The organism is Variovorax trehalosi, from assembly GCF_051216415.1.
Taxonomy (GTDB): Bacteria; Pseudomonadota; Gammaproteobacteria; order Burkholderiales; family Burkholderiaceae_C; genus Variovorax.
This window is the reverse complement of the sequence record NZ_JBPJZG010000003.1, coordinates 265,609-285,205: the sequence shown is the minus strand read 5'-3', so window position 1 is coordinate 285,205 and position 19,597 is coordinate 265,609. Positions and strand designations below refer to the sequence as shown.

Genomic DNA, 19,597 nt, shown 5'->3' with positions numbered 1-19,597 from the left:
GTTCTTCAATTGACGCGCCGCGCGCGGTCGGCCCAGTACGGGGCCTGGATGGTCTTGCGCGCCACTTTTCCGTTGGCGTTCTTGGGCAGCGCCGAAACGAACTCGATCATCCGCGGCCGCTTGAAGCCGCCGAGCCGGTCGGCGCAGAACGCATCAAGCACGGCCGCATCGGGGGCCTCGCCGGGCTTGAGGACGATGTGCGCGGCCACAGCCTCGCCCCATTTGTCGTCGGGCACCGCGAACACGCAGGCATCGGCGACGGCCCCGTGCTGGTAGAGCACCGCCTCGACCTCCGACGGGTAGACGTTGAAGCCGCCGGTGATCACCATGTCCTTCTTGCGGTCGACGATGTAGATGTAGCCGTCGTCGTCCGCGCGCGCCAAGTCGCCGGTGTGGTAGCCGCCGTTCTTCAGCACTTCGGCCGTGAGTTCGGGCGCGCGCCAGTAGCCGGCGAAAACGTCGGGGCCGCTGACCACGATCTCGCCGATCTCGCCGACTGCGACCGGCTGTCCTTCGTCATCGACGATCTCGACGCGAGACTCCAGGAACGGCCGGCCGCAAGACGCGAGGCGCTCGGGCCGCGCGGCGCGTGCGAACAGGTGGTCTTCGACCGAGAGGCCGCACACCCCCGAGGTCGTCTCGCCCGCGCCGTAGCCTTGCGAGAGAACGGGGCCGAACACGTCCATCGCCTGAAGGATGCGTGCGGGCGCCATCGGCGCCGCACCGTAGCCAAGCCGCTTCAGGTCGGGCAGCGGCAGGTACTGTCCTTCGAGGTGTGCGAGCAGCATGTTGATCATCGTCGGCACCATGAAGGTGTGGGCGACGCGGTCGGCGCGCATCTCCGCAAGAAAGCGCCCGGGCTCGAAGCCGTCGAACAGCCGGATGGTCGCGCCGCTGCAAAGCGCGGGCACGAGCTGCATGCCCGAAGCGTGCGTGATGGGGCCGACCAGGCCGAGCAACTCGCCAGGGCGCATGCCGTCAGCACGCATCAGGAACTTGCGCAACTGCGCGAGGCGGTTGCCGAAGGTCTGCATCGCCGCCTTCAGCACGCCGCTGGAGCCGGAGGTGTAGTGCAGCACAGCCAACTCGTCGGAGCGCACGCGCACGGCTTCGAACACATCGCTTGCGGCGGCCAATGCAGCCTCGTAGCTGTGCGATGCGCCTTCCGGTCGGTCGATCAGCAGAAGGCGCGGCGTCGAGGTTTTCAGCAAGGGAAGAAACGCCTCGGCCCGCGCTGCGGTGGTCACGATCAGTTCGGCCTCGCTGTTCGCGACGACCTCGGCCACTTCGACCGGCGAGAGCCGCGAATTGACCGGCGCCTTCACCAGCGCGGCCTTGTAGCAAGCGAGTTCGAGCTCGACCACTTCGATGCAATTGGGCAGGTACACGCCGACCCTCGCGCCGCGTGCGAGTCCTTCTGCAAGCAGCGCATTAGCCAGGCGATTGGAGCGCCGCTCGAGTGCGTCGTAGGTGATCGATCGCGTCGGGCTCTTGATCGCGATCTGCTTGGAGAACGCGCGAGAGGCGCGAGAGACGAGGCTGCCGACGTTAGCGACCTCGAAGGATGTGGAATTCAAAGGCTATCTCCTGTGCGCCACCTCTGCATGCGGGTGGACTGCCGCCACTATCGCGGCACGGGCGCTCCAGGAGGAAATACCGTTTGCTGATGCGAAGGCATCAATCTTTTTGATGGCCGGGCGAGAGTTCGGCTTTCCAGGTGCCTTCGCCGACCACGCGGCGAATCTCTTCGCGCAGCACATCGATCAGCGCTTCGGCGACCGGATCGGCCGCGCGGTTCGCGGGTGTTGCAAGGGTGTAGCTGCGTTTGAGTTCAGGCTCGGTCACGCGGGCGCAAATCCAGTGTTCGTTCGCCAACGCCGATGCGTCGAGCGCGCATCCGGGTGTGAAAGTGAAACCCGCTCCGGCCTGGTAGAGCGAGCGCAGCACGCGTGCCGAATCGTGTTCGTAAGCCACGTTGAGTTTGATGTCGAGGTTCGACGCGGCGCTTTCGACCTGCTGCCGGATGCTGAAGCGCCGCGACTGCAACACCAGTGGGAGCTGCGCGGCCTTTGCGAAGGCGATGTCGCCGGTGCCGCGTCGCGCGCCGGTTTTGCCGGGCGTGGCCTTGCGCCTCCCCTTCACCAACGGCGCTGCGATGCCGTCGACATCGAAACCGCAGAGAAAGATCGACTCTTCCGCAAGCGGGTCGCAAACCATGCCTTCGAGCGCCGGCGTGTCCACCAGGATGCCGACGTCGGCCCGGCGATCGAGCATGGCCTTCTTCACCATGAGGCTTAGATCGTCCAGCACGAAGACGCGCACAAGCGGATGCCTCTCTTTCAGCCGCATCAGCACAGGGCCGAGCAGCAACGACGAAAGAAGCGAGGGGACCGCAAGCGTGACAGAGCCTTCGAGGCCGTTCGGCGGGCGCTGGAAGCGCTCTCGCAGTGCGGCCGCATCGGACAGCAGCCGGCGCGCGTCGTGATAGAGCTGCATGCCCGCGGTCGTCGGCGTGACGCCGACATGCGAGCGCTCGAAGAGCTGGGTGCCGAGTTCGTTCTCGAGTTTTTTAATCTGCGCCGTGAGCGCAGGCTGGGCCACATAGAGCGAAGCTGCGGCCCGGGAGAGGCTCCCCGCCTCGAGCACTGCGATGAAATAGCGAAGCGCGCGAAGGTCCATGTGTATTGCCAACGGCTGGGCTGCCCACAAAGAGGAAACCCCTCGAAGCTCGAAAGCTGCGAGGGGTTTTATCTGGCGGAGTGGACGGGACTCGAACCCGCGACCCCCGGCGTGACAGGCCGGTATTCTAACCAACTGAACTACCACTCCTGGTAGACAACGTTCACTCCTTGCGGAGCCGAGTGTTGACGACTCGTGCCTGCTTCACTTGCATGAAACTGGCGACCCTACGGGGATTCGAACCCCGGTAGCCACCGTGAAAGGGTGGTGTCCTAGGCCTCTAGACGATAGGGTCAAAACCTTAGGAACCGTGCTGCGATCAGCACTTATCTTCTTCTCGACACTTTGATGGTGGAGGTAAACGGGATCGAACCGATGACCTCTTGCATGCCATGCAAGCGCTCTCCCAGCTGAGCTATACCCCCATTTGACTTTCAGGCTCTTCTTTTCAGAATTACCGTGTGTCGGTGTCGAGCCTCAAATTATAGACCGAAAAATCAGGCCCTTTTCAAACGCTCCACAACTTTTTCGCGAGAAAAGATGGCGAGCACCGAATCGAGGGATGGCGTCTGCGGTGTTCCCATCACGAGGACGCGAACCGGCATGGCCAACACGGGCATTTTCACAGAATGCGCGGCCAGAACTTCCTTCATGGCCGCGGCAATCGAAACTTTTTCCCACGTCACGCTCGCGAGCTTCTCGGCGAGCGTCGCGATGACGGGCTTCACCGCATCGGTGACGTGCTGCGTGCGATCGGCTTCGCTCGGCGTCACGTCCGTGTAGAACGCAGCAGCCCAGTCGGCCAACGCGACCGTGGTTTCGCAGCGGTCCTTGAAGAGCGCGCAGATGGCCGTGAGCCGGTCGTCCGCCTCGATGCCGCGCTTCTTCAGTTGCGCGGCCACGAGCGGCGCGAGTTCCGCATCGGCCTTCGCCTTGATGTATTGCGCGTTGACCCATGCGAGCTTCGCCGCATCCCATTGCGCGGGGCTCTTGGAGAGGTGCGAACCATCGAACCAGCTCACCATCTGTTCGCGCGTGAAGAGCTCGTCGTCGCCATGGCTCCAACCGAGGCGCGCAAGGTAGTTCAGCATCGCCTCGGGCAGGTAGCCGTTCTCTTCGTAGGCGGTGACGCTCACCGCGCCGCGGCGCTTGGAGAGCTTCTGCCCGTCGTCGCCCAGGATCACCGGCACATGGCCGAACTGGGGCAGCGGTGCGCCGAGCGCGCGGAAGATGTTGATCTGCCACGGCGTGTTGTTGATGTGCTCGTCGCCGCGGAACACGTGGGTGATGTTCATGTCCCAGTCGTCGACCACCACCGCGAAGTTATACGTGGGCACACCGTCGGGCCGCAGGATGATCAGGTCGTCGATCTCGCGGTTGTTGATGGTGATCTCGCCCTTGACGAGGTCGTTCCACGTCACGTCGCCTTCAGGCGGGTTGCAGAAGCGCACCACCGGCGGCACGCCTTCCGGCACGGGCGGCAGCACCTTGCCCGGCTCGGGACGCCAGCGGCGGTCGTACAGCGTCTTCTCGCCGCGCGCGCGCTGCGCTTCGCGCATCTCGTCGAGTTCGGCCGGCGTGCAGTAGCAGTGGTAGGCCGTGCCGGCCGCGAGCATCTGAGCGATGACTTTGCGGTAGCGCTCGAGACGCTGCATCTGGTAGATCGGGCCTTCGTCGTAGTCGAGGCCGAGCCAGTGCATCGAGGCGAGGATCTGGTCGGTCGAGTCCTGCGTGGAGCGGGCCACGTCGGTGTCCTCGATGCGCAGCACGAACTCGCCGCCATGGTGGCGCGCGTAGGCCCACGAATAGAGCGCGGTGCGGGCCGTGCCCAGGTGAAGGAAGCCTGTGGGAGACGGTGCGATGCGGGTGCGAACTTTGCCGGTCATGAAACTCGATTCAGGAATTCAGGGTGCTCAGGCCACGCGAGAGGTCGGCCGTGATGTCGTCGATGTATTCGAGGCCGACCGCAACGCGGATCAGCCCCTGGCTGATGCCTGCCGCCTGGCGCTGCACTTCGGTGAGGCGGCCGTGCGACGTCGTGCCGGGGTGCGTGATGATGGTCTTGGTGTCGCCCAGGTTGGTGGCGATGCTCACCACGCGTGTGCTGTTGATCACGTGGAAGGCGTTGGCGCGCGCGGCTTCTGGCGTGTCGCCGACCACGTCGAACGACACGACCGCCCCGCCCTGCCCCGACTGCTGGCGCATGGCGAGCTCGTGCTGCCCATGCGATGCGAGACCGGGGTAATAGACACGCGCGATACCGGGCTGCTTCTCGAGCCATTGCGCCACGGCCAGCGCATTCGCGCACTGCGCTTTCATACGGATGCCGAGCGTTTCCAGGCCCTTGAGCACGACCCAGGCATTGAACGGCGACAGCGCCATGCCGGCAGTGCGCACGATCGGTCCGAACACGTCGACGATGAGCTTCGACGGACCGCAGATGGCACCCGCCATCACGCGGCCCTGGCCGTCAAGGTACTTGGTGCCCGAATGAATGATGAGGTCGGCGCCGAGTTCGGCCGGCCGCTGCAGCACGGGCGTGCAGAAGCAGTTGTCGACCGCAAGCAGCGCGCCCGCACCGTGCGCCAAGTCGGCGAGCGCCTTGATGTCGCAGACTTCCGTGAGCGGATTGGTCGGCGTCTCGGCGAACAGCAGCTTGGTGTTTGGCTTGATCGCCGCGCGCCATTCGGCCACGTCGGTCTGCGAGACGAAGGTGGTCTCGACGCCGAACTTGGCGAACTCCTTGCCGAACAGGTTCAGCGTGGAGCCGAACACCGAGCGCGAGCAGATCACATGGTCGCCGGCCTTGAGCAGGCCCATGCACATCATGAGGATCGCGCCCATGCCGGTCGATGCGCCGATGGCGGCCTCGGTGCCTTCGAGCGCAGCCAGGCGTTGCTCGAAGCTGGTCACCGTCGGATTGGAGGTGCGCGAGTAGGTAAAGCCCTGCTCGGTGCCGGCAAAGCGGCGTGCCGAAGTTTCGGCGTCGGGCTGCACGAAGCCGCTGGTCAGGAACAGCGCTTCGGAGTGCTCGCCGTGCTGGCTGGGCGCCAGCCCGGTGCGCAGCGCGAGCGTGTCGCGGTGCAGTCCGGGCGGCAGGGTTCGTTCGTCGGTCACTTCAGCTCTCACTCGCTGTGGTTGGGGAGCGCGAGGCGCGAAGAATCTTCTTCGGTCTCTTCGATGCGGGGGCGGTTGCCGTTCATGCGCGAGATCGCATCGGTGTCGATGTCGCCGGTCACGTACACGCCGTCGAAGCACGAGGCGTCGAAGCCGTCGAGCTTGGTGTTGAGCGAGCCGATGGCGCGCTTCATGGCATCGACGTCCTGGTAGATCAGCGCGTCGCAGCCGATCAGTTCGCGGATCTCCTCGACGGTGCGGTCGTGCGCGACCAGTTCGTCCTTGGTCGGCATGTCGATGCCGTAGACGTTCGGGTAGCGCACCGGCGGCGCGGCGCTGGCAAGGTAGACCTTGCGTGCGCCGGCATCGCGCGCCATCTGCACGATCTCGCGGCTGGTGGTGCCGCGCACGATGGAGTCGTCGACCAGCAGCACGTTGCGGCCCTTGAACTCGCTGGCGATCACGTTGAGCTTCTGGCGCACCGACTTCTTGCGCACGCCCTGCCCCGGCATGATGAAGGTGCGGCCCACGTAGCGGTTCTTCACGAAGCCTTCGCGGTACGGCACGCCCAGCAGGTGCGCGAGCTGCGTGGCGCTCGGGCGGCTCGATTCGGGAATCGGGATGATCACGTCGATCTGGTTCGGCGGCACGGTGGAGACCACGCGCTTGGCCAGCGTCTCGCCCAGGTTCAGGCGCGCCTGGTAGACCGAGATGCCGTCGAGCACCGAGTCCGGACGCGCGAGATACACGAATTCGAAGATGCAGGGATTCAGCGTGGGCGCCTCTGCGCACTGCATCGAATGGACATTGCCTTCCAGGTCGATGAACACCGCTTCGCCGGGGTTGATGTTGCGCTCGAACACATGGCCCGAGCCCTCGAGCGCGACCGATTCGCTGGCCACCATGACGGTGCCGTCCTTCGCATTGCGGCCCATGCACAGCGGGCGGATGCCGTACGGATCGCGAAAGGCGAGCAGGCCGTGGCCCGCGATGAGCGACACCACGGCGTACGAGCCGCGCAGGCGCTTGTGCATGTTCTTGACCGCGGCGAACACCTCGGCCGGATGCAACGGCACGCCACGCGACGAGCGCTCCAGTTCGTGCGCGAGCACGTTGAGCAGCACTTCCGAATCGCTCTCGGTGTTGGTATGGCGGTGGTCGGTGGAGAACAGCTCCGAGCGCAGCGCGTGCGCGTTGGTCAGGTTGCCGTTGTGCACCAGCACGATGCCGAAGGGCGCGTTCACGTAGAAGGGCTGCGCCTCTTCCTCGCTGTAGGCGTTGCCGGCGGTCGGATAGCGGACCTGGCCCAGGCCCACGTTGCCCGGCAGCGCACGCATGTTGCGGGTGCGGAACACGTCGCGCACCATGCCCTTGGCCTTGTGCATGAAGAACTTGCGTTCCAGCAAGGTCACGATGCCGGCCGCGTCCTGGCCGCGATGCTGCAGGAGCAGCAGCGCGTCATAGAGCAGCTGGTTGACGGGTGCGTTGCTGACAACGCCGACGATTCCACACATGAGCGATTCCTTCAGGGCAGGTAGCTTGCCAACTTTTCAGGCAGCGCGGGTTTCAGGCCCTGCAATGCCGCATCGAGAACACCGGCACTGAGCGAGTCGCGCCACCAGGCACTGTCGCTCAACACCAGCAAATGAACAACGACTGCCAGCACGAGCAGGGCCACTGCGCCCCGCGCCGCACCGAAGGCAGCTCCCAAAATCCGGTCCACGGGCCGAAGGCCCACGACGGTGATCAACTTGCGCGTGAGGGCCGCAATGAGTCCCACACCGAACGCCACTCCCACGAACACCAGCACGAAGGCCAATGGATAACGCCACGTCGCCTGCGGCTCGCCGAACGGCAGCCACGCCGCCACATCGGAAGCCAGCCACTGGGCGGCGATGAAAGCAGCCACCCAGCCCATCAGCGAAATCACTTCGAACACCAGGCCCCGCATGAGGCCGAACAGCATCGACACCACGATGAGCGTGACGGCGATCCAGTCGAGCAGGGCCACGGCAGCAGGCGCCTGCGCTTACAACGTGAGGATCGCGGCTGACAAAGACAAGCCCTTGACCTTCTCCGCCGCCTTGTCCGCCTCGGCGCGCGAGCTGAACGGGCCGACACGCACACGCGTGCGCTCGCCATCGGCCGTCTTGGCAACGTGGACGTAGGTCTTGAGGCCCGCGCGTTCCAGCTTCTGGCGCACTTCGCGCGCCTTGTCGGCATCGGCGAAAGCGCCGACCTGCACGATGAAGCGGCCTGCAGCCTCCTCGGTGGCGGCGGGCTTGGGCGTTGCGGCGACAGCGGTCACAGGCTTGCCTTCGAGCAGCGCGCGGGCACGGGCGCCGTCGTCCGCCGCGGCGGCGGGCTTGGGCTCAGGCTTCGGCTTGGGCTCCGGTTTGGGTTCCGGCTTGGGTTTGGTTTCGGGCTTGACTTCAGGCTTGGGTTCCGGCTTCGGCTTGACCTCCGGCTTCGGCTCGGGCTTGGGTTCCGGCTTCGGTTTGGCCTCGACGGCAGGCGGCGTGCTGGCCACCGGCTTGCCGGGGTCGATCACGGTGCCGTCGGCGGTCTCGGTGATCATGCCGCCGGCCGACGAGGCGGCGGCCACGCGGGTGCTGTTGTCGGGCGCAACCGGTGCGCTGCTAGTTGCAGGCGTCGTTGCGGGTGCAGCAGGCACGGGCAGCGGCTTGACCTTGTTGCGGTCCGGAATTTCGATGGGGATGTCGACCGACACGGGACGCGGCTGTGTGTCGAACAGCAGCGGGAAACCGATCACGCCCACCAGCACCAGCACCGCGGCGCCCAGCAACCGGTGGCGCGCACGCCGACGCATGGTTTCGACACTTTCCGCTGGGACGGCCGCCGGGGCGTTGCGTCCTTCGTTGCCTTGTGGGCCGCGCGTGCGGAACTTGAAAAACGCCATGAAGTTCGATCCCTGAAGGAGTGCAGCGAGGTGATGCCAGGTGGTGCGGTCGACCTGTCGGTCAGCCGCCTGGAGACAGGTGTTTGGCTTGCAGCCGGGGGGTGCCGTTTTCGAGCACGCCACCCACGGTGAAGAACGATCCGAAGACCACGATTCTATCAGCGGGGTCCGCGTGCTCGATGGCTGCGCGCAACGCGTCCATCGGGCTTGCATGCACGCTGCCGGAGGCATCGGCGCGGGTGTTCTGCGCCTGCCAGGCGGCCTGCAGATCGGCCGCCTTGGCGGCGCGCGGCGTGGGCAGGTCGGTGAAGTACCAGCGGTCGATCATCGGGCCGATACGCGCGAGGATCGGCGCGAGGTTCTTGTCGGCCATCACGCCGAAGACGCCGTGCGTCGTCGGAAAGAAACCCATCGCATCGAGGTTCTCGGCCAGCGCGGCGACCGCATGCGCGTTGTGCGCCACGTCGAGCACCAGCGCGGGCTCGCCCGGCACGATCTGGAAGCGGCCCGGCAGCTCGACCATCGCGAGCCCGTTGCGCACCGCCTGCGCCGTGATCGGCAACTGCGGGCGCAGGGCCTCGAGGGCCGCGAGCACGCCCGCCGCATTGATGAGCTGGTTGGCGCCGCGCAGCGCCGGATAGGCCAGCCCGCTGTAGCGCCTGCCGCGGCCCGACCAGCCCCACTGCTGCTTGTCGCCCGACACGTTGAAGTCGGTTCCGAAGCGCCAGAGGTCGGCGCCGATGGCGTTCGCGTGGTCGATCACGCTCTGCGGCGGCACCGGGTCGCTCACGATGGCCGGCTTGCCGGCGCGCAGGATGCCGGCCTTCTCGAAGCCGATGCTTTCGCGGTCGGGGCCGAGGTATTCCATGTGGTCCAGGTCGATGCTGGTGATGACCGCGCAGTCGGCGTCGATGATGTTGACCGCGTCGAGCCGGCCACCGAGTCCGACTTCGAGGATCGCCACATCGGGCTTTTCCTCGATCATGCAGTGCAGGATGCCGAGGGTGGTGAATTCGAAGTAGGTCAGGGGCATGTCGCCGCGAACCTTCTCCACCACTTCGAAGCTTGCTATCAGTTTGGAAGCATCGACCGATTCGCCCTTCAGGCGCAGCCGCTCTTCGAAGCGCACCAGGTGGGGGGATGTGAACACGGCGGTGCGGTAGCCCGCGTGCGTCAGGATCGATTCGAGCATGGCGCAGGTCGAGCCCTTGCCGTTGGTGCCCGCGACCGTGATGACGGGACAGCCGAATTTCAGGCCGAGGCGCCCGGCCATCTCCTTGGCGCGTTCGAGGCCCAGTTCGATGTTCTTGGGATGGAGTTGCTCGGCGCGCGCGAGCCAGTCGTTAAGGGTTTCCATGGAGGCCGGCATTGTCGCCGACCTGCCGGGCGCGGCATCATGGCGGCCATGACAACCCTATACGGCATCCCCAACTGCGACACCGTCAAGCGCGCCCGCGCCTGGCTCGACGAACACCACGTGGCCTACACCTTCCACGATTTCAAGAAACAGGGCGTGCCCGAGCCCGAACTCGACCAGTGGCTGAAGAAGCCCGGCTGGGAAGCGCTGGTCAACCGCCGCGGCACCACCTGGCGCAAGCTCGACGAGGCCACCCAGAACAGCGTGGTCGATGCCGCCTCGGCCCGCGCCGTGCTGCTGGCCAACCCGAGCCTCATCAAGCGGCCGGTGGTCAACTGGGGCGCGAAAACCGGCGTTACGACGGGATTCGACGCCGAAAGCTGGGCTGTGAACGCCGTGTAAACCCCGGAACCCCATCTCGCCGGCCGGCCTCCAACCGCGATCTGCAGGAGAGAACACCATGAACAGACACGTTTTTCGCACCCTCGCGGGGCTTTCGGTGATCGGGCTGCTGGCGACAGGCGCCAGCGCCGTGCAGGCCCAGCAAGTGGTCCAGGCCCGGGTGATTTCGGCGACGCCGATCCGCGAAACGACCGGCAGCGACGTCAGCTACAACGTCACCTACGAGTACCAGGGCCGCCAGTACACGACCCGCACCACCAGCCGGCCGGGCGCCACCATCGCGATCCAGGCCGGCGCCTATGGCGTGACCACCGCGCCCGTGCAGCCCCAGTCGCAGCTGCAGCCCTATCCGGTCGAGGCCAACAACGGGCAGCAGTACCAGCAAGACCCGCAGTACCAGGAACAGTACCAACAGGGCGGCGGCTCCCCCTGGGAGAACGTCGTACCGGAGCCAGGCGTGGTGGTCTCCGGGCAGGGTGCGCCGGTCTATGCACAGCCGGCCCCGGTCTATGCGCCACCGGTCTATGTGCAGCCCGCCTACACCTACCCGTACGCGCAGCCCTACGTCTACCCGCCAGTCGGCATCTCGCTGAACCTGGGCTATTCGCGCGGCTGGGGCGGCGGCTACTACGGACGCGGCTACGGCGGCTACCGCGGTGGCTACGGCTATCGCGGCTACGGCGGTTACCGCGGCGGCTGGCACCGCTGAGCGGGTGGGGACCGCCCGAGCCCCTAAAATCGAGGACTTTCCCAACCCTGACGGGTGCGCCGCCGGTGCGGTGCGTCCTCGATTAGCCGAGCCCCCAGCGCCGGCGCCACCCAATGACGACGACTACCGACACTCTGAACAGCGCCGCAGTGGCCACCAAGGCCAATGTGTATTTCGACGGCAAGTGCGTGAGCCACAGCCTCACGCTCGCGGACGGCACCAAGAAATCGGTCGGCGTGATCCTGCCGTCCACCCTCACCTTCAACACCGGCGCGCCTGAAATCATGGAAGGCACCGCCGGCAGCTGCGAATACCTGCTCGCAGGCACCAGCGAATGGGTTGCCTCCGGCCCAGGCCAGAAGTTCAACGTGCCGGGCAACTCGAGCTTCCAGATCCGCGTGAGCGGCGAGCCCTACAGCTACATCTGCCACTTCGGCTGAACCCGGGACCCTCACATGTCGACCATCCTCCAAAACGTTCCCGCCGGCCAGAAGGTCGGCATTGCCTTCTCCGGCGGTCTGGACACCAGCGCGGCCCTGCACTGGATGCGCAACAAGGGCGCGATCCCCTACGCCTACACCGCCAACCTCGGCCAGCCCGACGAACCCGACTACGACGAGATTCCCCGCAAGGCGATGCTCTACGGCGCCGAGAACGCCCGACTGATCGACTGCCGCGCGCAGCTCGCCAACGAAGGCATCGCCGCGCTGCAGGCCGGCGCCTTCCATGTCACGACCGCCGGCGTCACCTACTTCAACACCACGCCGCTCGGCCGCGCGGTGACGGGCACCATGCTGGTGTCGGCCATGAAGGAAGACGACGTCAACATCTGGGGCGACGGCAGCACCTACAAGGGCAACGACATCGAGCGTTTCTACCGCTACGGCCTGCTCACCAACCCCGCGCTCAAGATCTACAAGCCCTGGCTCGACCAAGTCTTCATCGACGAACTCGGCGGCCGCAAGGAGATGTCGGAGTTCATGCAGAAGGCCGGCTTCGCCTACAAGATGTCGTCCGAAAAGGCCTACTCGACCGACTCCAACATGCTGGGCGCCACGCACGAGGCCAAAGACCTCGAGCACCTGAACAGCGGCATGCAGATCGTGCAGCCCATCATGGGCGTCGCGTTCTGGAAGGACGAAGTCGAGGTCAAGCGGGAGACCGTCTCGGTGCGCTTCGAAGAAGGCGTGCCCGTCGCACTGAACGGCGTGGCCTACCCGAACATGGTCGAGCTGATCCTCGAAGCCAACCGCATCGGCGGCCGCCACGGCCTGGGCATGAGCGACCAGATCGAGAACCGCATCATCGAAGCCAAGAGCCGCGGCATCTACGAAGCCCCGGGCCTCGCGCTGCTGTTCATCGCCTACGAGCGCCTCGTCACCGGCATCCACAACGAAGACACGATCGAGCAGTACCGTGACCACGGCCGCAAGCTCGGCCGCCTGCTCTACCAGGGCCGCTGGTTCGATCCGCAGGCGATCATGCTGCGCGAGACGGCCCAGCGCTGGGTGGCGCGCGCCATCACCGGCGAGGTGACGGTCGAGCTGCGCCGCGGCAACGACTACTCGATCCTGAACACCGAGTCGCCCAACCTCACCTACAAGCCCGAGCGCCTGAGCATGGAAAAGGTCGAAGGCGCCTTCACGCCGCTGGACCGCATCGGCCAGCTGACGATGCGCAACCTCGACATCATCGACACGCGCGAGAAGCTGGCGATCTACACCCGCACCGGGCTGCTGTCGTCGAGCCAGGGTACTTCGCTGCCCAAGCTGGCGAACGACGACGAGAGCGGCAGCAAGTAAGCCAGCGCGCTCTTGCTCTCAATGACGAACGGGCCCGATGGGCCCGTTTTTCTTTGGGGTCTCGCGTCGATCAGTCGCCGCCTCCGCCGCAGCCGCCTCCACAACCGCCACCGCTGTCGCCGCCGCCGGAGTCCCCGCCTCCACCACCGCCACCACTGCTCGACTCGCTGCCGCCGAAACCATCGGCATCGCCCGAGCTGCCGCCATCCGACGAGGACTCGCCGAACTCGCTGCCGCACTGCGAGGTCGAGCCGTTGTGCCGGTCGACCGCCTTGCAATCGGGCACGTACTCGAAGCCGCCGGGAATCGCGAACTTGATGTCCAGCGCGAACAGCAGCGGCAAGCGAGCAGGCTTGCGCGGATCGATGCTCTCTTCCTTGCACGCCCAGTACCAGGTGCGGCGCAGGCCGTCGTTGCGCTTGGGGTCCTTGCCCAGCACCTCGGCCGGGCTGTGGTGCAGCATGCCGCCGAAGGCCGCCTTGCACCAGTTCTGGTAGCCCTGCGTGTGCAGGATGAATTCGTGCCAGGCGGTATCGACCACCTTCGAGGGCATGGCGACGAACTTGCGGTCGCTGCGCAGGTGCGCCATGAAGAACTGGCGCAGGCCCCGCAGCACCAACTCGGCGTCGCGGCGGCTGAGTTGCGGATGGGCTTCCCGCAGCTTGCCGATCAGGAAAGGCGGCAGCCGCGCCTCGCGGATGAACTGGCGGCGCAGGCTCACTTCGATGCGGCTCAGGAGCGCCGCGAAGCAGAAGGCCGCAAGGAACAGCAGCACCGATCCCCACCAGCGCGCGGGCACCAGGAACACCGAGGCGATGCCCGCCACGATGACGATGCGCTGCGCCCATACCAGCGTCGCAATGCGCCGCCGGTAGTTCAGGTGCAGGAAGTCAAGATCCATCGCTTCAGACGACCACCGGCTCCGGCTCCAGCCGGATGCCGAAGCGCTCGTACACGCTGGTCTGGATGGCCTTGGCCAACGTCATCACCTCGCCGCCGGTCACCGGGTTCTCGCTGCCGCCGCGGTTGACCAGCACCAGCGCCTGCCGCTCGTACACGCCGGCATTGCCGACCGACTTGCCCTTCCAACCGCAGGCGTCGATGAGCCAGCCGGCCGCCAGCTTGATGCTGCCGTCGGCCATCGGGTAGTGAACGATCTTCGGATCGCGCGCGATGATGTCCGCGCACTGCTCGGGTGTGACCGTCGGGTTCTTGAAGAAGCTGCCCGCGTTGCCCAGCACGCGCCAGTCGGGCAGCTTGGCGCGGCGGATCGCGCAGACCCAGTCGAAGATGTCGATGGCGCTCGGCGTGAAGTTGCCGGTTTCTTCCATCTTGCGTTCGAGGTCGAGGTAGCCGACCACCGCCTTCCAGGGCTTGGGCAACCGGAAGCGCACCCGCGTGATCAGCGCGCGGCCTGCGAGGCCGAAGTCGTTCGGGCCGCTCTTCACATGCTTGAAGACCGAATCTCGGTAGCCGAAGGCGCATTGGGCCGCATCGAGCGTGAAGCTGCGGCCGGTGTCCAGGTCGATGGCGTCGAGCGAATCGAAGCGGTCCTGCAGCTCGACGCCGTAGGCGCCGATGTTCTGTACCGGCGAGCCGCCCACGGTGCCGGGGATGAGGGCCAGGTTCTCGAGGCCCGGGTAGCCGTTGCGCACCATCCATTCGACGGCGTCGTGCCAGATCTCTCCGGCGCCGGCTTCCACGATCCAGGCCCGCGGCGTCTCTTCGACCAGTCGCAGACCCTTGATTTCCACCTTGAGCACCAGCGGCTTGACGTCGCCGGTCAGCACGATGTTGCTGCCGCCGCCCAGCACGAAACGGGGGGCGCCCTGCCAGTCGGGGCCGGCCAGGAGCTCGGCGATATCGGCCTCGTCCGTGATGCGCGCCAGGCGCTGCGCGCGCGCGACGATGCCGAAACTGTTGTACGGCTGCAGGGGGACGTTGTGCTCCACGATCATGGGAGAATTGTCGCATCCAGCCCAAGTGAATTCAGGAGAGCCCATGCCGTCTTTCGATACCGTCTGCGAGCCCAATCTGCCCGAAGTGAAGAATGCGGTCGAAAACACCGCCAAGGAAATCGCGACGCGCTTCGATTTCAAGGGCACCGCCGCCGCCGTCGACCTCAAGGACAAGGAAATCACCATGATCGGTGACGCCGAGTTCCAGCTGGTGCAGGTGGAAGACATCCTTCGCAGCAAGCTCACCAAGCGCAGCGTCGACGTGCGCTTCCTCGACAAGGGCGACGTCCAGAAAATGGGCGGCGACAAGGTCAAGCAGGTCATCAAGGTCAAGAGCGGCATCGAGAGCGAGCAGGCCAAGAAGATCACCCGCATCGTCAAGGACAGCAAGCTCAAGGTGCAGGCCGCGATCCAGGGCGACGCAGTGCGCATCACCGGCGCCAAGCGCGACGACCTGCAGGCCGCCATGGCGCTGATCAAGAAGGACGTGCCGGACATGCCGCTGTCGTTCAACAACTTCCGCGACTGATCCTCATGAAACCCCTCGCCCTTGCGACGGCAGCGTGTCTTCTGGCTGCCGTGGCGGCGGCGCATGCGGCAAGTTCGGTGATGCTCACCGGCACCATCGGCAGCCGCGCGATCCTGATCGTGAATGGCGCGCCGCCCAAGACCGTGGCGGTCGGCGAGAGCTTCCAAGGGGTCAAGCTGGTGTCGCTGCAGGCCGAGCAGGCCGTGGTCGAACTCGAGGGCAAGCGCGTCAACCTGCGCATGGACACGCCAGTGAGCATCGGCGGTGGTGGCGGTTCAGGCGGTGGCGGCAATCGCATCGTGTTGTCGCCCGACAGTCGCGGCCACTACATGACGCAGGGCGCCATCAACGGCCGCGCCGTCACGTTCATGCTCGACACGGGCGCCACGACGATTGCGCTGTCGGCCGCCGATGCCCAGCGCATCGGCCTGGACTACAGCAAGGGACAACCTGTCCAGATGAGCACCGCCAACGGCGTGTCCCAGGGCTACAGGTTGCGGTTGCAGTCGGTGCGCGTGGGTGATGTCGAGGTCTACGACATCGACGCCATCGTCTCGCAGCAGCCCATGCCCTACGTGCTGCTGGGCAACAGCTTCATCAACCGCTTCTCCATGCGCCGAGACGCGGACCAGATGGTCCTTGAGAAGCGGTATTGACCGTCAGGCCGCAGCGGCCGTCACGACAATCTCGATCTTGTAGGCCGCATTGGCCATCTTGGCCTGCACCGTCGCGCGCGGCGGCGTGTTGCCGGCCGGAATCCACGCATCCCATACCTCGTTCATCGCCGTGATGTCGGTGATGTCGGCCAGGAAGATCTGCGTCATGAGGATGCGCGACTTGTCGCTGCCGGCCTCGGCCAGGAGCCGATCGACCATCGCGAGCACCTGGGTGGTCTGGCCGCGGATGTCCTGCGTGGTGTCGTCGGGCACCTGGCCGGCGAGGTAGATGGTGCCGTTGTGCACGGCCGTCTCCGAGAGACGCGGGCCGACGTGAAAGCGGGTGATGTTTGCCATGGTGTTCTTCAAGCCTTTTTCTTCGAGCCGAGTTTCGACTCCGTGCCGGCCGCGAGCCGGCGGATGTTTTCGCGGTGCCGCCAGATCAGCAGCAGACTCATGATGATGATCGCAATCAGCACCGTGCGGTCGAGCGGCCATGCGATGTTGCCGCCCAGCAGGTAATAGGCCGGTGCGAAGAAGGCCGCCACCAGCGACGACAGCGACGAATAGCGAAAGAAGATCGCGATGATCAGCCAGGTGGCACCGGTCGCAAGCCCCAGCCAGGGCGCGATGCCCACCAGCACGCCCGCCGCGGTCGCCACGCCCTTGCCGCCCTGGAAGCCGAAGAACACCGGATACAGGTGGCCGAGGAAGGCCGCGAGGCCCGCCACGGCGGCCACGCCATCACCCAGGCCCCACTGCGCGCCGTAGTGGCGAATCAGAAACACCGGTAGCCAACCCTTGACCGCGTCGAGCACCAGCGTGGCCAGCGCCGCACCCTTGTTGCCCGAGCGCAGCACATTGGTCGCGCCGGGGTTGCCGCTGCCGTAGCTGCGCGGGTCGGCCATGCCGAGCGATTTGCTCACGATGACCGCGAACGACAGCGAGCCGATCAGGTATGACGCCACGATGGCGATGAGGGACGGCAGGTGAAAACTCAAGGCAGCGCTCCGCGGGGATGGTTGTTGTTCTTGGGTGCTGACGGCGGGTGTGCCGTCGTCAGGTCTCGGGCGGCGATTGGATCACAACGTACTGCTTGCGGAACTCGAAGCCGCGATCGGGCCATTGCGCCACGTAGGCGCGCAGGGCCTCTGCACCCGCGGGCCAGTCCTCACCGTTGACGCGGCAATCGGCCTGTACCCCACCCTGCGCGTCGCGCGCGGCATAGAGACGAAGGCCATAGACGCCGTCCGATTCGATCTGCGGCTTGTAGGCATCCCAGGTGTTGGTGAAGAGGCAGCAGGGGCAGAACGGGTGTTCTTCTTCCTCCGCCGCTTCCCGCGCGGCCTGGTGGGCGACCGGTCCGAACAGCACGCGCCGTTCGCGGCCCTGCTCGACACCCTCTTTGGGCTCCCATTGCATCTGTATCGAGGTGCAATGGACCAGCTCGTCGCTGAGCGCATCCTTGAACACGACCAGGTCGACCTGTGCCCACAGATCGAAACCCCGGGTCAGCGACGAAGCGATGTCGTCGCCATACGAATGCTGGTACTCGAAGGTGCCGCCCGGCAGCAGGCTGGCGTGCGCCACTTCGATGGTGGTGGAGGTGCGCACGCTCCCATCGTCGGTAGGGTGATAGCTCGTGATCTGCGGCCACAGCCAGAGCCCTTCATCGGGCAACAGGAGCCAGCCCTCGCGTTGCAGCACCGCCTTGAAGCCGCGCGCGACCAGCGCCTCGAGCAGGAGCGCGGAGAGATCGAAGACCTCGGTCCACTGTTCCGTGTCGTTCTCGAAGCCGACCTTGAAAGCCGGCCCGCCGCCCTGGTTGGCCGCGCAGTGGGAAGGAAAGAAATCGGGGAGTGTCGACGTCATGGCGCCGGCTATTCTGCCAGCGCACATTCCACCGGCACAGCCCCCAGAAGCGCCACGCACACCTGCGGATCGATGCCGATCAGGTAGCCGCGCCGCCCGCCGTTGAGCACGATCTTCGGCAGCGCGAGGATGGTCGATTCGACATAGACCGGCATCTCGCGCCGCGTGCCGAACGGCGAGGTGCCGCCCACCATGTAGCCGCTGTGGCGCTGCGCCACCTCGGGCTTGCACGGCTCGACCGACTTGGCGCCGATCTGCCGCGCGAGGTTCTTGGTGGACACCGTGCGGTTGCCATGCATCAGCACGATCAGCGGCCTGGCGTCCTGGTCCTGCATCACCAGCGTCTTGATGACGGTGAACGGATCGAGCCCCAGCATCTCGGCACCGCGCTGCGCGCCGCCGTGCTCCATGTATTCGTACGGATGCTCAGTGAAGACGATCTTGTTCGCCCGCAACAGCTGCGTTGCGGGCGTTTCGGAAACGTGGACCTTCTTGCTCACGCGGCCGGGTCCCGGATGTCCCACCGGATCCTGTCGATCTCGGCGAGGATCTCAGGCGACAGCGTGGTGCCGTAGGCGTCGATGTCTTCGTCGAGCTGCTCGAGCGTCCGCACGCCGATGATGGTGCTCGCCACCTGCCACTTCGTGTAGCAGAACGCCAGCGCGAGCTGCGTGGGCGTGAGGCCGTTGTCGCGCGCGAGCTGGTTGTACAGGCGCGCGGCCTTCAGCGCATCGGGGCGGCCCCAACGGAGCTTGCGCACCGATTCGTAGCGGGTGATGCGCGCTTCCTCGGGGGCATCGGGCCCGGTGATGCCGCTCTTGTCGTACTTGCCGGTCAAGAGGCCATAGGCCAGCGGCGAGTAAGCCAGCAGCGAAACGCCCAGCCGGTGCATCGTCTCGTCCAGCCCGTTCTCCACGCCGCGGCTCGCGAGGTTGTAGACGTTCTGCACCGTCGCCACGCGCGGCAGGCCGTGCTGCTCGGCCAGCCGCACGAACTCGTGCACGCCGTAGGGCGTTTCGTTCGACAGGCCGATCGCGCGGATCTTGCCGGCCTTCACCAGCTTGCCGAAGGTCTCGAGCTGCTCGTGGATCGGCGTCTGCGTGACCTCCTTGGCCGGGTCGTAGTAGATGTTGCCGAAGGCCGGCACGTGGCGCTCGGGCCAGTGGATCTGGTAGAGGTCGATCGTCTCGGTCTTCAGGCGCTTGAGGCTCGCCTCGCACGAGGCCACGATGTCCGCGGCCGTCATGCCCACGCCTTCGCGCACCCAGGGCGTGTTGCGCAGCGGGCCGGCCACCTTGGTGGCCAGCACGAGCTTCTGGCGGGCGCCCGGGTTGGCGGCGAACCAGTTGCCGATGATGGTTTCGGTGACGCTGTAGGTTTCCTGGCGGGTGGGCACCGAGTACATCTCGGCGGTGTCGATGAAGTCGACGCCCCGCTCCAGCGAACGGCTCAGGATGGCGTGGGCGGTGGGCTCGTCCACCTGTTCGCCGAAAGTCATGGTGCCGAGGCAGATCGGGGTGACGTGCAGGTCGCTCTGACCGAGTTGGATCTTTTTCATGCGCGGGATGCTACCGCCCTCCCCCGCAACGCGCTGGC

General features: G+C 66.0%; 21 protein-coding genes and 3 tRNA genes. 6 read left to right on the top strand and 18 right to left on the bottom strand.

All coding sequences use genetic code 11. The features are described from left to right. Positions 1–5: 5 nt before the first annotated feature. The 11 genes from ACSFA7_RS13360 to folC form a co-directional block, all read right to left on the bottom strand. Complete coding sequence (locus ACSFA7_RS13360) at positions 6–1,577, bottom strand: AMP-binding protein (protein ID WP_435499802.1); 1,572 nt, start codon at positions 1,575–1,577, stop codon at positions 6–8. Positions 1,578–1,677: 100 nt separating this feature from the next. Further along, positions 1,678–2,679 (bottom strand): LysR family transcriptional regulator, encoded by a 1,002-nt coding sequence (locus ACSFA7_RS13355; protein WP_435499801.1) that lies wholly within the window; start codon positions 2,677–2,679, stop codon positions 1,678–1,680. Positions 2,680–2,752: 73 nt separating this feature from the next. Beyond that, positions 2,753–2,829 (bottom strand) — tRNA-Asp (locus tag ACSFA7_RS13350). 69 nt (positions 2,830–2,898) lie between these two features. After that, positions 2,899–2,974, bottom strand: a tRNA-Glu gene (locus ACSFA7_RS13345). A 54-nt stretch (positions 2,975–3,028) separates the two neighbouring features. Continuing rightward, positions 3,029–3,104, bottom strand: a tRNA-Ala gene (locus ACSFA7_RS13340). Positions 3,105–3,176: 72 nt separating this feature from the next. After that, entirely contained in the window at positions 3,177–4,565 is a 1,389-nt protein-coding gene (gene gltX / locus ACSFA7_RS13335) for a glutamate--tRNA ligase (RefSeq protein ID WP_435499800.1), read from the bottom strand. Positions 4,566–4,575: 10 nt separating this feature from the next. Then, positions 4,576–5,796: an O-succinylhomoserine sulfhydrylase gene (locus ACSFA7_RS13330; protein WP_435499799.1), complete on the bottom strand. Its 1,221-nt coding sequence runs from the start codon at positions 5,794–5,796 to the stop codon at positions 4,576–4,578. 8 nt (positions 5,797–5,804) lie between these two features. After that, positions 5,805–7,310 carry an amidophosphoribosyltransferase gene (gene purF / locus ACSFA7_RS13325; RefSeq protein WP_435499798.1) on the bottom strand — a complete coding sequence of 502 codons (1,506 nt, stop codon included), beginning with the start codon at positions 7,308–7,310 and terminating at the stop codon, positions 5,805–5,807. Between the two features lie 11 nt (positions 7,311–7,321). Further along, positions 7,322–7,807: a CvpA family protein gene (locus tag ACSFA7_RS13320; RefSeq protein WP_435499797.1), complete on the bottom strand. Its 486-nt coding sequence runs from the start codon at positions 7,805–7,807 to the stop codon at positions 7,322–7,324. 18 nt (positions 7,808–7,825) lie between these two features. Then, positions 7,826–8,716 (bottom strand): SPOR domain-containing protein, encoded by an 891-nt coding sequence (locus ACSFA7_RS13315; protein WP_435499796.1) that lies wholly within the window; start codon positions 8,714–8,716, stop codon positions 7,826–7,828. A 61-nt stretch (positions 8,717–8,777) separates the two neighbouring features. Further along, complete coding sequence (gene folC, locus ACSFA7_RS13310; protein WP_435499795.1) at positions 8,778–10,085, bottom strand: bifunctional tetrahydrofolate synthase/dihydrofolate synthase; 1,308 nt, start codon at positions 10,083–10,085, stop codon at positions 8,778–8,780. 36 nt (positions 10,086–10,121) lie between these two features. Between folC and ACSFA7_RS13305 the strand changes: the two genes are divergently transcribed. From ACSFA7_RS13305 to argG, 4 genes are all read left to right on the top strand, one after another. After that, on the top strand, positions 10,122–10,475 hold the full coding sequence (locus tag ACSFA7_RS13305; protein WP_435499794.1) for an ArsC family reductase: 354 nt from the start codon (positions 10,122–10,124) through the stop codon (positions 10,473–10,475). 58 nt (positions 10,476–10,533) lie between these two features. Next, the gene (locus ACSFA7_RS13300) at positions 10,534–11,184 is read left to right on the top strand and encodes a hypothetical protein (RefSeq protein WP_435499793.1); all 651 of its coding nucleotides are present in this window, start codon (positions 10,534–10,536) and stop codon (positions 11,182–11,184) included. A 113-nt stretch (positions 11,185–11,297) separates the two neighbouring features. Further along, positions 11,298–11,624 carry a pyrimidine/purine nucleoside phosphorylase gene (ppnP, locus tag ACSFA7_RS13295; protein WP_435499792.1) on the top strand — a complete coding sequence of 109 codons (327 nt, stop codon included), beginning with the start codon at positions 11,298–11,300 and terminating at the stop codon, positions 11,622–11,624. A 15-nt stretch (positions 11,625–11,639) separates the two neighbouring features. Continuing rightward, positions 11,640–12,986 (top strand): argininosuccinate synthase, encoded by a 1,347-nt coding sequence (gene argG, locus ACSFA7_RS13290; RefSeq protein WP_435499791.1) that lies wholly within the window; start codon positions 11,640–11,642, stop codon positions 12,984–12,986. A 70-nt stretch (positions 12,987–13,056) separates the two neighbouring features. Here the strand turns inward: argG and ACSFA7_RS13285 are convergent, their stop codons facing one another. Beyond that, positions 13,057–13,887 (bottom strand): glycine-rich domain-containing protein, encoded by an 831-nt coding sequence (locus ACSFA7_RS13285; RefSeq protein ID WP_435499790.1) that lies wholly within the window; start codon positions 13,885–13,887, stop codon positions 13,057–13,059. Between the two features lie 4 nt (positions 13,888–13,891). Next, on the bottom strand, positions 13,892–14,944 hold the full coding sequence (gene murB, locus ACSFA7_RS13280; RefSeq protein WP_435499789.1) for a UDP-N-acetylmuramate dehydrogenase: 1,053 nt from the start codon (positions 14,942–14,944) through the stop codon (positions 13,892–13,894). A 43-nt stretch (positions 14,945–14,987) separates the two neighbouring features. Here murB and ACSFA7_RS13275 point away from each other — a divergent pair, with 43 nt between their 5' ends. Together ACSFA7_RS13275 and ACSFA7_RS13270 are read left to right on the top strand one after the other, a co-directional pair. After that, on the top strand, positions 14,988–15,473 hold the full coding sequence (locus tag ACSFA7_RS13275; protein WP_013542743.1) for a YajQ family cyclic di-GMP-binding protein: 486 nt from the start codon (positions 14,988–14,990) through the stop codon (positions 15,471–15,473). A 5-nt stretch (positions 15,474–15,478) separates the two neighbouring features. Then, entirely contained in the window at positions 15,479–16,129 is a 651-nt protein-coding gene (locus ACSFA7_RS13270; protein WP_435499788.1) for a retropepsin-like aspartic protease family protein, read from the top strand. A gap of 3 nt (positions 16,130–16,132) precedes the next feature. Here the strand turns inward: ACSFA7_RS13270 and ACSFA7_RS13265 are convergent, their stop codons facing one another. Genes ACSFA7_RS13265 through ACSFA7_RS13245 form a run of 5 tightly spaced genes read right to left on the bottom strand, consistent with a single transcriptional unit; the run spans position 16,133 to position 19,559 of the window. After that, positions 16,133–16,486, bottom strand: a complete 354-nt coding sequence (locus tag ACSFA7_RS13265) for a RidA family protein (protein WP_306882796.1) — start codon at positions 16,484–16,486, stop codon at positions 16,133–16,135. Between the two features lie 8 nt (positions 16,487–16,494). Beyond that, positions 16,495–17,130 carry a glycerol-3-phosphate 1-O-acyltransferase PlsY gene (gene plsY / locus ACSFA7_RS13260; protein ID WP_435499787.1) on the bottom strand — a complete coding sequence of 212 codons (636 nt, stop codon included), beginning with the start codon at positions 17,128–17,130 and terminating at the stop codon, positions 16,495–16,497. A 58-nt stretch (positions 17,131–17,188) separates the two neighbouring features. Then, on the bottom strand, positions 17,189–18,001 hold the full coding sequence (locus ACSFA7_RS13255) for a DUF6348 family protein (protein WP_435499786.1): 813 nt from the start codon (positions 17,999–18,001) through the stop codon (positions 17,189–17,191). 8 nt (positions 18,002–18,009) lie between these two features. After that, the gene (locus tag ACSFA7_RS13250; RefSeq protein WP_435499785.1) at positions 18,010–18,501 is read right to left on the bottom strand and encodes an aminoacyl-tRNA deacylase; all 492 of its coding nucleotides are present in this window, start codon (positions 18,499–18,501) and stop codon (positions 18,010–18,012) included. After that, on the bottom strand, positions 18,498–19,559 hold the full coding sequence (locus ACSFA7_RS13245; protein ID WP_435499784.1) for an aldo/keto reductase: 1,062 nt from the start codon (positions 19,557–19,559) through the stop codon (positions 18,498–18,500). Before ACSFA7_RS13245 ends, ACSFA7_RS13250 begins: the two co-directional genes overlap by 4 nt. Between the last annotated feature and the right edge of the window lie 38 nt (positions 19,560–19,597).